The sequence below is a fragment of the Paenibacillus sp. CF384 genome, from assembly GCF_900106745.1.
Taxonomy (GTDB): domain Bacteria; phylum Bacillota; class Bacilli; order Paenibacillales; family Paenibacillaceae; genus Paenibacillus_Z.
In genome coordinates this window covers 1065278-1078151 of sequence record NZ_FNNV01000001.1, presented here as the reverse complement: position 1 = coordinate 1078151, position 12874 = coordinate 1065278, and the positions used below count along the sequence as shown (strand labels likewise).

16 protein-coding genes are annotated in these 12874 nt (G+C 48.8%); 14 read left to right on the top strand and 2 right to left on the bottom strand.

The window, feature by feature from the left end:
* Positions 1–3: 3 nt before the first annotated feature.
* Positions 4–930, bottom strand: coding sequence for a hypothetical protein (locus BLW29_RS05140; protein WP_090976775.1), 927 nt, complete (start codon positions 928–930; stop codon positions 4–6).
* A gap of 163 nt (positions 931–1093) precedes the next feature.
* Between BLW29_RS05140 and BLW29_RS05135 the strand changes: the two genes are divergently transcribed.
* From BLW29_RS05135 to BLW29_RS05125, 3 genes are read left to right on the top strand one after another with little or no spacing between them, the layout of a single operon-like run.
* Complete coding sequence (locus tag BLW29_RS05135; RefSeq protein WP_090976774.1) at positions 1094–1687, top strand: CPBP family intramembrane glutamic endopeptidase; 594 nt, start codon at positions 1094–1096, stop codon at positions 1685–1687.
* Positions 1684–1920 (top strand): hypothetical protein, encoded by a 237-nt coding sequence (locus tag BLW29_RS05130; protein WP_090976772.1) that lies wholly within the window; start codon positions 1684–1686, stop codon positions 1918–1920. Before BLW29_RS05135 ends, BLW29_RS05130 begins: the two co-directional genes overlap by 4 nt.
* Positions 1921–1956: 36 nt before the next feature.
* The gene (locus BLW29_RS05125) at positions 1957–2844 is read left to right on the top strand and encodes a metallophosphoesterase (protein ID WP_090976771.1); all 888 of its coding nucleotides are present in this window, start codon (positions 1957–1959) and stop codon (positions 2842–2844) included.
* On the opposite strand, the gene BLW29_RS05120 is transcribed toward BLW29_RS05125, so the two are convergent.
* Positions 2786–3796 (bottom strand): polysaccharide deacetylase family protein, encoded by a 1011-nt coding sequence (locus BLW29_RS05120; RefSeq protein ID WP_090976769.1) that lies wholly within the window; start codon positions 3794–3796, stop codon positions 2786–2788. The two genes, BLW29_RS05125 and BLW29_RS05120, sit on opposite strands and share 59 nt — an antisense overlap.
* A gap of 179 nt (positions 3797–3975) precedes the next feature.
* On the opposite strand from BLW29_RS05120, the gene BLW29_RS05115 reads away from it, so the two are divergent.
* The 11 genes from BLW29_RS05115 (at position 3976) to rpsA (ending at position 12810) form a co-directional block, all read left to right on the top strand.
* The gene (locus BLW29_RS05115; RefSeq protein WP_090976768.1) at positions 3976–4296 is read left to right on the top strand and encodes a hypothetical protein; all 321 of its coding nucleotides are present in this window, start codon (positions 3976–3978) and stop codon (positions 4294–4296) included.
* Between the two features lie 288 nt (positions 4297–4584).
* Positions 4585–5190, top strand: a complete 606-nt coding sequence (locus BLW29_RS05110; RefSeq protein ID WP_090976766.1) for a genetic competence negative regulator — start codon at positions 4585–4587, stop codon at positions 5188–5190.
* A gap of 158 nt (positions 5191–5348) precedes the next feature.
* On the top strand, positions 5349–6590 hold the full coding sequence (locus BLW29_RS05105; RefSeq protein WP_090977162.1) for a Glu/Leu/Phe/Val family dehydrogenase: 1242 nt from the start codon (positions 5349–5351) through the stop codon (positions 6588–6590).
* Positions 6591–6662: 72 nt separating this feature from the next.
* Positions 6663–7361 (top strand): glutamic-type intramembrane protease PrsW, encoded by a 699-nt coding sequence (prsW, locus tag BLW29_RS05100; protein ID WP_090976764.1) that lies wholly within the window; start codon positions 6663–6665, stop codon positions 7359–7361.
* A gap of 50 nt (positions 7362–7411) precedes the next feature.
* Positions 7412–7570, top strand: a complete 159-nt coding sequence (locus tag BLW29_RS31335) for a hypothetical protein (protein WP_177186488.1) — start codon at positions 7412–7414, stop codon at positions 7568–7570.
* Between the two features lie 101 nt (positions 7571–7671).
* Complete coding sequence (gene ypeB / locus BLW29_RS05095; RefSeq protein WP_090976762.1) at positions 7672–9006, top strand: germination protein YpeB; 1335 nt, start codon at positions 7672–7674, stop codon at positions 9004–9006.
* A 106-nt stretch (positions 9007–9112) separates the two neighbouring features.
* A complete protein-coding gene (locus BLW29_RS05090) occupies positions 9113–9766 on the top strand; it encodes a flagellar brake protein (protein WP_090976760.1) in 654 nt (217 codons plus the stop codon).
* A 97-nt stretch (positions 9767–9863) separates the two neighbouring features.
* On the top strand, positions 9864–10040 hold the full coding sequence (locus BLW29_RS31330) for a hypothetical protein (protein ID WP_177186487.1): 177 nt from the start codon (positions 9864–9866) through the stop codon (positions 10038–10040).
* Between the two features lie 139 nt (positions 10041–10179).
* A complete protein-coding gene (gene cmk, locus BLW29_RS05085; protein ID WP_090977160.1) occupies positions 10180–10875 on the top strand; it encodes a (d)CMP kinase in 696 nt (231 codons plus the stop codon).
* Positions 10876–10878: 3 nt separating this feature from the next.
* Positions 10879–11457: a lysophospholipid acyltransferase family protein gene (locus BLW29_RS05080; RefSeq protein ID WP_090976758.1), complete on the top strand. Its 579-nt coding sequence runs from the start codon at positions 10879–10881 to the stop codon at positions 11455–11457.
* Between the two features lie 105 nt (positions 11458–11562).
* On the top strand, positions 11563–12810 hold the full coding sequence (rpsA, locus tag BLW29_RS05075; protein ID WP_090976756.1) for a 30S ribosomal protein S1: 1248 nt from the start codon (positions 11563–11565) through the stop codon (positions 12808–12810).
* The last annotated feature ends 64 nt before the right edge of the window (positions 12811–12874 follow it).

Sequence of the window (12874 nt, the reverse complement as noted above, 5' to 3'; positions counted from 1 at the left end):
TCCTTATTCACTCTCCGGGAAGAAGAACGGCAGCTGTGGAAGCAGCTCTTTGGCATACAGGACGGCTTTGCTGTCACTGAAATCGCCTGATCGAACAGCTTCCGTGCTGATAAGCAGATCGACGATGGAGTCGACCGTTTTCATCTTCATGCTGCTGGCTTGTCCGGAAACAATGAATTGATCGACGCGAGATGCCAGATCCTGCGGATAGAACGGCGCCAGTGTTTTGCGGGCATTCAACATATCCGCCATCAGCTTGTTCTTAATAGTCAGCGGCAGCGTCTTCCATTGCTGGATGCTCAGTACAGAGGTGCTGTCGTAATGGTCCGGAATGTTCGGGTTGACCGACGCGCTCCATTTCAGCATCGCAATGTAGTAACTTTGCTGACCTGCCATTGCGAACTTCACACCTTGCGTGTAGTAGGCATCTTTCATTAAGGCTTTCAAGAGTTCGGTATTGTTCATGTCCTTGGCTGATCCCGCACCGCGCTGCGCGGCTTCGCTGAACATTCGCAAGCTCTTAAGCAGTTGGAGTTGAGCGGATTCGAGAAGCGGTGAGCTCTTCGGTACGGATGCATGTTCGGCCTCACCATACTTCTGCTCAGCAATGTTCGATAGTTCTTTCAACGAAGAGCTGATGTCCGTTAGCTCTTGAGAGGAAAGTTTATGGATGGTTTCGAACCAATTGGATTGAAATTCACGATAAGGCAGAAATACAGTATGATAGAATGAAACCAGATCCTGTTGTTGATAGGCACCTGCACTTGCGTTTTTGCTACTGCTAAGATGCTTAGCATTTTCAATGATTTTTGCTTCGGTTTTGTCTGAGCCTATCTTCACGCCATAGAAAAAGGCTGCCACGGCGAAAACGAGCATGAATAGGAAGCCTAAGCTAAATAGCATTTCAGTACGAGTCAGTCGTTTCTCCATGATAATCTCCTTCATCCGATATTTCGCCAAAATGCCAGTAAATATAAGGCTTGCTCTTAAAATGTTTGTCGAATTCTGGGGTTGATTAGATCGTTCTCCTAGTATAGGGGAAAACCTTTGAAAAGGAAATATGAACCTTTCATAGTGTATTAGGGAGCTGGATATGAAAAAATTCGACATTCGCAAATTGAAGATTAAACCGGTGAGCATCGATCAAATCGATGACCGGATGCTTCTTATAAATCTATATGCCACACAAGCGATTACTTTAGTTATCGGTTTCATCTGGTTATTTTTTCAGCATCGCAATCCATTTTTATTATTTGTTTTGCCGGAAGGCCTTCCATTTCTGTATTTTGGCGCCGGATTGGCAGCTGCGGTGCTCGCAATTGATCTGCTTTCGGCCCGATTTGTACCCGATGCAGCCAATGATGACGGCGGCGTCAATGATCGCATTTTTAAACGCCGCGCGATATGGCATGTGGTGGTGTTGTCCTTAATCGTTTCCATCTGCGAGGAGACGCTTTTCCGTGGTGCCATTCAACATCAATTCGGACCTTATTGGACAAGCATTATTTTTGCAACCATTCATGTACGGTATTTGAAGCATTGGATTCCGACAGGGCTTGTATTTGCCATCAGCTATGCGTTAGGCTGGATTTATATTCAAACCGACACACTATGGGCGCCCATATTAGCACATTTTCTGATTGATATGATTATGGGATTCGTAATCCGTTTCCGGAGGGAAGAATGAGCAGAGTTCAGAAATTTGGCAGCAGGAAATCGATTTCCTCGATTGCGGCGAAAAAACAGGCGGAACAGGCTGCTTCCGAAGCGGCTGCAAGCAGTGAAGTGCCTTTTCCTTCCAGAAGGAAATCACATCCTTCTAATAAGCAGCAGATGGCAGGCTGGTTTTACAAAATCATTATTTTTCTATTCTTACTCTTATTAGTTGGGCTTCTTCTTTGGGGAAAGCAGTTTGAGTAGTCGATTGAGTCCTAGGAGAGGAGTGCTTCGTTTCTCATGTTGATTTGGATTTCGGCGTTGGCGGCGGCGCTAATCGTGCTGGTTGCGGCTGTATTAGTAAGGACATCGTATCAATATACATTGGACCGGCAGACCGTCATTATGGATAGGCTGCCTTCGTCATTCGACGGTACAACCTTGCTGCTTATCACAGATATTCATAGAAGAAGTCTGTCAGATGAAGTGATAGATGGGCTTATCGCAGCCGGCGGAGCTGATTTGGTGCTGATTGGCGGTGATCTGAGAGAGCGGAGAGTGCCGCTTGCCAGGTCTAGGCGCAACATCAAGCAGCTTGCGCGAATTGCGCCGGTCTATATGGTTTACGGCAACCATGATTACGACGAGGATATGAGGCCGCTTGAGGTCATGCTGACGGAAGAGAGGGTACGCCTTCTCGTCAATGAAGCTGTTGTGTTGGAGCAAAGGGACGGCAGCCGCATTCGCCTCGCAGGCGTAGATGATCCGCGCTTGGAGCGTGATCGACTGGATTTAGCGTTAAGTGACCCGGCAGCTGACGCCGGCAGCGAGCCCCTGTTTACGATCGTTCTGGCGCATGATCCGATTCTTCTGGATCGCATGAATGCACAGCAGAAACAGGAAGTGGACTTGGTCCTCTCCGGCCATACACACGGCGGTCAAATCGCACTGCCTTATATTGGACCTGTTTTGCGCGGAACTGAGGATTCAGGTTACTGGCGCGGCTGGTTCGACTTCTCTGCACAACAAACAACCGGAGCCAGCAGAGGACCCCGGTTGTTTGTCAGTTGTGGATACGGGACTTCCAGATTGCCCATTCGGTTGCTGGTACCTGCCCAATATCACCTTATTACTTTGCGGTCTGCGGCTGTTCCGCAAGCCCTAAGTCAATCGTTGCAGGATCAATGAAGCCGTAACCTTTGCTCTCAAGTTTAGTGAGCAGCGTATCGAGTGCTTCTGTTGTCCAAGGAAGTTCGTGCATCAGGATATTCACGCCAGGGTGGAGCTGCTCAAGCACGTTGGCGATCACTTTGTCTGGTTTATCCTTTGTGCTGCTATCCCAGTCGAGCGAGCCGTTTGACCAAGTCATATAGAGCATGCCATGATCGCGAACTAGGCCTTTTACATAATCGTTACCGTTACCAAAAGGTGGGCGGAAGAACTGCGGCTCGGTGCCGACGACTTCCTTCACGATTTGCTGAACGTCCTCAATCTGATTCTTCACCGACGCTTGAGATTCTTTCTTCAAATCGATATGATCCCAAGAATGATTGCCGATCGTTTGCCCGCGATCGGCTATTTTTTTGAGCAATTCCGGATGCTTCTTTACCCGATAGCCATTCACGAAGAAGATCGCTTTCGCTTTATGTTTATCAAGCGTGTCGAGCAGGGAGCTGACCATTTTGTCTTCTTTGGGGCCGTCATCGAAGGTCAGCAGCACTACCTTATTGCTCGTAGTCGCCTTATCAATCGGAACGAAGCTGTATACTTTATTCATCTTGTACAGCTTTTTGACCGGTTGCGGATCCGTCGCGGCATTAGAATCCGGCTCAGGTGCAGTCGTATTCTCCGAAGGTGTTGTTGTCGAATTCGTACCATCGTCCTCTGCAGGCTGATTGCTCTGTCCCTGATTATCGGGCTGTTCACCGGCTGTATTTCCAGTGCCTGTCGCGGGTTTCGTGGTATTGTTTGCCTGGTTTGGCGCAGGTTCATTCACTGTCGCCTGCCCATTGTTCGCTGCATTGCCTGTTGAATCCGAAGGGGGAGTGTTAGGCTGGTTTCCGTTGCTGCTGCATCCGGATGTAACCAGCAGGGCCATCATAATGACGATGGAGATGAGGTGAGGTTTACGAATCGGCATGTTGTCGCCCTCCTGTGGCCTTGAAGTTGATTTCGCCAAAAAACAATGCACTTATTGTATCATATTTCGAAATGGAACCGAACTTTACTACTTCCTTAATTTGTGCTGGAATGACCTGAACTCGCCCTAGGCAAACTAAACGCGAGTCGTAAGCAGCATTCAGCATAGGAGGATTGCCAATGAAATTGTCCGGTTTTCTGATTGGAGGACTTGCCGGTATGGCAGCGGCGGCTTATATTGCGAAGAAGAGGCCAGGCATGTTCGCCTGGGCGAGCAGCGCAGCCGGCACTGCCGTTAACGGAATGACGAAGAGGGCGATGGGTGCGGTCATCAGTCGAAAGTTTAGCGGAGACATGGTGCAGCATGCAGCCCCAAAGCATTCAGACGCTTCCGCAAAAGGGTCCGGCAACGCTTGGGGACAGATTGAGCTGCTGCTTAACAGTGACCCTGCTGTGAAAGAGCAGGTCGATCAGATAAAAGCAGAAGCGAAACCTCACTGAACCAATTTATAGACAAATTGTTATAAATACGATAAGGACAAAAAGAATCGTTTTGCCGTTCAATTGCGTATTACCAATTGGCGGCGGGGCGATTCTTTTTTTTGCGTCTGTAGTGCATTCCACCCACAGACATGCTAACATAGCAACATAAACACATTTTAATCACCCAAATAACCGTTGCTTCATACGCTATGTATAACAGATACTATCCGCGTTCAATGTGCTTTCGAAGACGGTTTTTGCTCCGAGAATACGAAGCAGACACTACTCGAGAAGGAGGATCCTATCATGAAAATCGAACGGCTCAATCAAGACAAGATACGAATATTCCTGACGTTCGACGACTTGCTGGAACGGGGGATCCAGAAGGAAGACATGTGGCGCGAAATTCCAAAGGTGCACGAGCTGTTCAGTGAAATGATGGACCAAGCTTACAGCGAGCTCGGCTTTGACGCCAGCGGACCGCTCGCCGTCGAAGTGTTTGCCCTTCCTGCCCAAGGTATGGTCGTCATCGTTACACGAGGCAAAGTGAACGGGAAGTCCGAAGATCATATTCAAGAAGAAGACAATGAGGAAGACGTTTACGAGATGGAAGTAACGCTCGAGCAAAGTGACATTGTGCTATACGCGTTCAGAGACATCGAGGATGTCATTTCAGTTTGTAAGCAGCTTAAGAGCGCTGAACTGATTGAGGATGGACGTCTTTATGCCTACAACGGCAAATATATGCTGGCCTTTGAGCCAGTCGGCATCGAGCTTCCGCGCTACCACGCCATTATTGCGCTGCTGGCAGAGTACGGAGAGGCGACTTCCATTACGACTGCCATTCTCGAGGAGTACGGCAAAGTAATCGTCCCAGCCAAAGCCGTCAAGGAAATTTGCACTCATTTTTAAGGTAACCCGATTAGAGAAGCATCAGCTTACGGCATATTCCGTAGGTCTGGTGCTTTTTGTTTGTTGCAGCTTGTGCCCGGAAATAAGTTCACCGCATAGCCGATTCGGTTACCGCTCATATTACAAAGGAAAAGGTGGTGAACATTCCTTTGAATGGAATGGAGAGCAGCAACGTACTGACATCGACACAAACCGTGATTGAAGAAGCGCTTAGGAAGCTTGGCTACGGTGATGATATGATTGCTTTACTGAAGGAGCCGATGAGGCTGCTGACCGTGCGTATACCGGTACGGATGGATGATGGCAAGACAAAGGTGTTCGTCGGCTACAGGGCACAGCATAACGATGCGGTAGGGCCTACGAAGGGCGGAGTCCGGTTTCATCCGGATGTCAATGAAATCGAAGTGAAGGCGTTATCCATTTGGATGAGCATTAAATGCGGCATCGCCGATTTGCCTTATGGCGGCGGCAAGGGCGGTATTATTTGTGATCCGAGAAAGATGTCTTTCCGTGAGCTGGAGCGCCTAAGCCGAGGGTATGTCCGGGCGATCAGCCAAATTGTAGGACCGAACAAAGATATTCCGGCGCCGGATGTGATGACGAATTCGCAAATCATGGCATGGATGATGGATGAATACAGCCGAATCCGTGAATTTGACTCGCCTGGTTTTATAACCGGGAAGCCGCTTGTTCTGGGAGGTTCACTCGGCCGTGAGAGTGCTACTGCCAGAGGCGTAGCGATCATGATTGACGAAGCGATGGCGAAGAAAGGCATTGCGCTTAAGGGCGCGCGTGTCGTCATCCAAGGGTTCGGCAATGCAGGCAGCTACCTGGCGAAATTCATGTTTGAAGCCGGTGCGAAGGTTGTGGGTATTTCCGATGTCAACGCTGCGTTGTATAATGATCAAGGACTCGACATCGAAGATTTAATGGACCGACGTGATTCGTTCGGTACAGTCACGAATTTGTTCAAGAATACCATCAGCAACGAGGAGCTGCTGGCAATCGATTGTGATGTTCTGGTGCCTGCCGCAATCGAGAACCAAATAACGGCAAGCAACGCGAACCAAATTCGTGCTAAAATCATTGTAGAGGCCGCTAACGGTCCTACGACGTTGGAAGCAACGCAGATGATTACGGATCGCGGCATTCTGCTAGTGCCAGATGTCCTGGCCAGCGCCGGCGGCGTTATTGTGTCTTATTTCGAATGGGTACAGAATAATCAGGGCTATTACTGGTCTGAGGCCGAAGTTGATTCTAAGCTGCGTGATATGATGATTCGCGGCTTTAATAGTGTCTATGAATTGCATAAGCTTAAGAAAGTGGATATGAGGCTCGCTGCTTATATGGTGGGCGTCCGCAAAATGGCAGAGGCCGTCCGCCTGAGGGGGTGGGTGTAGCCGATTGCCGATCAAACGAGCTTTGCCTGCAACTTGCAGGGAAAGTCCGTCTCTCGGAAGGTGACTTCAACGATGCTGCTCTTTTCCATCCTGACAGCGGCGGTTGCTCCGGGCATCTCGCTGCTGACTTACTTTTATTTAAAGGACCGATATGACGCGGAGCCGATTCACATGGTCGTCCGTGTATTCTTGCTCGGTGTATTAATCGTACTGCCGATCATGGTGATCCAGCGCGGCTTGCTGCTATGGCTTGGAGATGGTCCCATTCTGTTCTCGTTTACAGTATCTGCAGGCGTTGAAGAGCTGCTGAAGTGGTTTGTGTTGTATCATATCATTTTTAACCATACCGAATTCGATGAGCCTTACGATGGGATCGTCTACGCAGTTGCGATTTCACTTGGCTTTGCAACGGTGGAGAACGTGCTCTACGCCGTTTTCCAGCCTGCGTCGGTTGGTTCCTTGCTTATTCGCGCTCTGCTGCCTGTATCCGGGCATGCCTTGTTTGGCGTAACGATGGGTTACTACGTGGGCAAAGCCAAATTTGCCCGAGAGGCGAACAAGAAGCGCAATTATCTCATGCTGGCCGCCGCAGTACCGCTCGTAGAGCATGGTGTATATGACTATATCATGGGCTCAGGCAGTACCTATTGGGTTTGGTTTATCGTACCGTTAATGGGATATCTGTGGATTAAAGGCGTGCGTAAGATGAATCGCGCCAATGCCCGATCGCCGTTTCGAATGCTGGGACATGAGGAAGAGATTAAGCTTTAGCATTTCCGTCTATAATAGGAAAAAAGCTGCATCTTACTCAGGAGGATACAATGATTTCGGCTCGTGTAAAGGTAACCATCCGCTGCAATTTATGCGGTGAGAAATTCGTCCTGCGCGGACGCAGGGAGAAAGATAAGATCGATACCGGGTTCAAACAATGTCTATGCAACAATCTGAGCGATTTCGACGTCGAAGAACTGGCATTGTAAGAACAGCCATGTAAGCAAAATCATACCAATAACATGCATAAAGCTCCTTTCCGCAAACCAAACTAACACCAGGTTTTGCATACGAAAGGAGCTTTTGCTATATGTACCGTCGTTTAAGCGCAGTGCTGTTTCCGGTGATGACACTGTTTTTTATCGGCTCAATCTATTGGGGCTATCAAGAGCATCAAGAGAAAAACTCGATCCTGATTAAGGCGGAGAATCAGTACCAACGTGCCTTCCACGATCTGACTTACCATGTAGAGCAGCTCCATCGTGAACTCGGAAACACGCTTGCCGTGAACAGCACGTCGCAGGGCTTTCATCGCAAAGGACTCGTCAACGTATGGCGGCTGACCAGCGAAGCGCAGAACGAAATCAATCAGCTGCCGCTCACGCTGCTCCCATTCAATAAAACGGAAGAGTTTTTGTCCAAAATCGCGAATTTCTCGTACAAAACCTCTGTTCGTGACTTAACGAAGCAGCCGCTCAGCCCGGATGAATATAAAACGTTGAAAACCTTATATTCCGATTCGGAATATATTTCGAAGTCCCTCTACGGGGTGCAGGATAAAGTCATCGCGAACAATTTGCGCTGGATGGACGTTGAAATTGCGATCGCTTCGGAGAAGTCGTCGCACGATAATACCATCATCGACGGCTTCAAAACCGTCGACAAGAAAGTCGGGGAATACCCGGAAATCAACTGGGGTCCTTCGGTTGCAAGCATGTATCAGAAACGTTCGATTAAGATGCTCGGCGGAAAACTGGCTACACCGGAAGACGTCAAGAAGCTGGCAGCGAAGTTCCTGAAGCTGGACAATCCCAATGACATCAAGGTGGTGGAGAACGGGAAGGGAACGGAATACTCTTCATATTCAGCCACCTATAAAGGGAATAAAGGAGACAACCCGATCGAGCTGGATTACTCGCAGAAAGGCGCTCAATTGATCTGGTTTGAGAATCCGCGCGATATCGGAAAGCCGATCGTCAGCGTTAGCGACGCGAGGAAGAAGGCAGACGAGTTCTTATCTCGCCAAGGCTATCCGAAGATGAAAGCTATTACGTATGACCGCGATGACTCGATGGCCGTCTTTACTTTCGTAGCCAATCAGAACGGAGTATTGATTTACCCGGATAAACTGACCGTTAAGATCGCGCTTGATAACGGGGATGCGGTTGCTCTGCAAGCATCGGACTTTGTTTACGAGCATCACAAACGGAAGCTGCCTAAACCGAAGCTGATGAGTGCTGATGCGAGAGCAGCGCTGAATCCGGAATTCAAAGTACAGAAGGAACAGATGGCGCTCATCGATAACGACATGGGCGATGAAGTGCTCTGTTACGAGTTCGTTGGCAAAATCAATGGCGGCGTATATAAAATTTATATCAATGCAGAAAGCGGCCTTGAGGAATCCATCGAGCAATTACCTGAATAAACGAGCGAAGGCGTGCATGGTATGCACGTCTTTTCCTGCATTCCCACCTCTCCCCAAATTTCGACATGCTGTGGTATAATCGAACCATTAGGGGAGGGAAGCTAGTATGCTGCCAAAAGTGAATCAGTTTCTATATTTGCATGTAGCTTCGTCCGATGAAGAAGAGGCCGCAATCGAGTATAAATCCAGAATCGCGGACAGTGAGAACGATGAGTTGCTGATTGATATTCCGCTTGTTGAAGGTACGGGGAAATATAAAAGACTGTTTCTCGGGGACGAGCTTTCTGCGCATTACGTTTCCGATGACGGAGTGAAGAATTATTTCAATACTCATGTACTAGGTTTTGTTGAAGACGGCGTGAAATTGATACGAATTCGTAAGCCTGAACCGGAATCAATAACCAAAGTGCAGCGTCGTAACTTCCTTCGTGTGGCCGCAGAGCTTGAAATCGCCATTCAGCTGTCGGCTAATATTAGGTTTATCGGTATGACAGACGATGTCGGCGGCGGCGGGATTTCGTTCCTGGTCGATGGCAAATGGCCTATGAAGCAGGGGACGGATTTGGAGTGCTGGCTGCTGCTGGCTTATCGAAACGGCTCAGTCGACCATTCTCATTTCAAAGCGGAGGTCGTCCGCGTGAAGCCGCTCGAATCGGGACGTAATCAAGTCATGGTGAAATTCTCGAGTATTCTCGACAGCGAACGACAGCGTATCATTCGTTATTGTTTTGAACGTCAGTTGGATTTCCGTAAAAGATAGCAAAGCTTTTGGCCCAGTTCCAGCGCTTGGTGCATAAGGAACGACAACGTGGAAAAACTACCCTTATCCGAGCAATGCCGGAATAAGGGGAGGATCCATGGTGAAGAAATCACAAAAGGACTTTTTGTCCATCTCGGACGATGTTACGAGAGTGCTGATCATTATCTTTCTGCTGCTGCTTGCTGCAGTCTTGATTAGCCAGCTCGCGCTGCAAATTCCGGCAGTGAGGCTGTGGGTAACGGGCGTGGATCGACTTGAAGGAACGCCCTTCTAGTAGGTCTTTCGTTCTTTGCACTTCATGGGCTGCTGTGGTATAATTCTCACTATCGCAGGCAGAGCCTGCTTTTTTAATGGCGATAAGAGCAACATAGCAGCCGCTTAGCACTTTCAAGGAGGGTTTACACCGCTTGGACATGGATGGGGGAAACAACGGCGGCCGCATTAACGTAGCAATCGACGGCCCTGCAGGAGCCGGCAAAAGCACCGTCGCTCGAAGAGTCGCTGCACAGTTAGGATACATATACATTGATACAGGAGCGATGTATCGAGCGGTCGCACTCGCTGCGAACCGTGCGGGCGTTTTGCCAAGTGATGGGGACAGGCTGGCGGAGCTCGTGAAGACAGTGGACATTACACTGGAACCGGGACCCGAAGGTCAGATTGTGCGGCTCGGCGGTGAGAACATCACAACCGACATACGTTCAAGAGAAGTAACGCTTAAGGTTTCGGAGATCGCTTCGCATGAAGCCGTTCGGTTGCGCCTTGTAGAGATGCAGCGGAAACTGGCAGCAGCGAAAGGTGTCGTTATGGATGGCCGCGATATCGGTACGCATGTACTGCCCGGGGCTGAAGTAAAGGTATTTCTGGTTGCTAGCGTTCAAGTTCGCGCGCTGCGCCGATACCAGGAGCTATCTGAGAGTGAGCTTGTGCCGCTTGAGCAATTGGAGCAAGAAATTGCAGATCGCGACCGAAGCGACGAGAGCAGAGAGTTTTCTCCGCTTGTTCGTGCGAAGGATGCAGAAGTTCTCGACAGCACAGAACTGACGATTGACCAAGTCGTCGCACATATTCTAGACTTATGCCGAACCAAAACGGCGGAGGCGAAGTAAACTATGGTATATAACATTTGCCGAAGCTTGCTGCGAATCATCTATGCCGTGCTATTCCGGTTCGAAGCTACCGGATTAGAGAACATTCCGGCCTCAGGGCCAGTCGTGCTTTGCTGCAATCATATTAGCTTGCTTGATCCTACAACGGTAGGCACGAAGGTGAACCGTAAAGTTCATTACATGGCAAAGGCGGAATTGTTCGAGGTCCCTTTGCTCGGTCCCTTTATTCGGACGCTAGGCGCATTCCCGGTGAAACGGGGAGGAGTCAGCAAGGATGCGATTCGCAATGCCATCAACTTGCTTAAAGAAGGCAATGTGATGGGGATTTTTCCGGAGGGCACTCGCAATGCAGGCGATAACAGCGCAGGCAAGAAGGGTGCTGCCATGATTGCGCTTCGAAGCGGAGCTGTGGTCATTCCGGTCGCAATTATCGGGAAGTATCAATTATTCCGTAAGATGCGCATCAAATATGGCAAGCCCATTGATATGACGGCCTTTATTCAGGATTCATCTTCCGATGTGCTCGAACAAGTGACAGAAACCATTATGGCGAATATTCGTTTGATGGCGAAGCAAGGGTAATTATTATTTTTTTTCATGTTTTAGACGGTGGGCCTGCGAGAGTGTTTCATTCTGAGGCTGCACGTTTAAATAAAGTTGGGGTATGATCCGAGGAGGTAATTTTAAATGTCAGAAGAAACAAAAGTGCAAGAAACCGCAGCAGCGGAAGTAAGTCAAGATGCGATGGACAATTTCGTGTCCTTGAAAAAAGGGGACACTGTGAATGGTACGATCGTCAAAATTGAAGATAACCAAGTGTTCGTAAGCCTTGGATATAAATATGACGGCGTTATTCCCCTTCGTGAGCTATCATCGGTTCAACTTGAAAGTGCGCAAAACGCAGTTCAAGTCGGCCAAGAAGTACAATTGAAAGTCGTAAGCATTGACGATGAGAAAGAAAAGCTTGTTCTCTCCAAGAAAGTAATTGACGGAGAGAAAGCATGGGATGGTCTTCAAACTCGCTTTGATTCCGGCGAAGTCTTTGAAGTTACAGTTGCAGACGTTGTTAAAGGCGGCCTAGTGGCTGACGTTGGCGTTCGCGGCTTCATTCCTGCATCCATGGTTGAGCGTCATTTCGTTGAAGATTTCAGCGATTACAAAGGACGTACGCTTCGCGTGAAAGTGAAAGAAATCGATCGCGAGAACAACAAAGTCATTCTGTCCGCGAAAGAAGTGCTGGACGCTGAGTTTGAGCAAAACAAACAAGCCGTTATCGGCAACCTGCAAATCGGTCAAGAGCTTGACGGTACTGTTCAACGTTTGACTCCGTTTGGCGCATTCGTTGATATCGGCGGCATCGATGGCTTGGTTCACGTATCCGAGCTTTCCTGGCAGCATGTAGCTCATCCGAAGGATGTTGTTACAGAAGGTCAATCCGTACGCGTTAAAGTACTTAAAGTGGATCCTGCCGCTGGCAAGATTAGCCTGAGCATCAAAGCTGCTCAACCAGGTCCATGGGAATCGACAAACGGTCAATTCAACGTAGGTGACATCGTAACGGGTACGGTTCGCCGTATCGTAAGCTTCGGTGTATTCGTTGAAATCGCACCGGGCGTTGAAGGTCTTGTACACATTTCGCAGCTTGCACACCGTCACGTAGCAACTCCTAATGAAGTTGTGAAAGAAGGCCAAGAAGTGAAAGCAAAAATTCTTGACTTCAACCCAGCTGAGAAACGCGTTTCCCTCAGCATCAAAGAAACAGAAGAAGCTCCGGAGCAAGCGCCTGATCAGAAGAGAGAGCGCAGCGACCGTGGGGAGCGTGCACCTCGCGCACCTAAAGTCGAGCTTAACAATCCAAACGTCAGCCTAAGCAACGAAAGCATGAGCTTCACGCTTGCTGAGCGTTTCGGCGACAAGCTGAGCAAATTGAAATAATTGTAATTACGATGTTATAAGAGCCTGTTACTTTGCACAATTGTGCAGAGTAACAGGCTCTTTT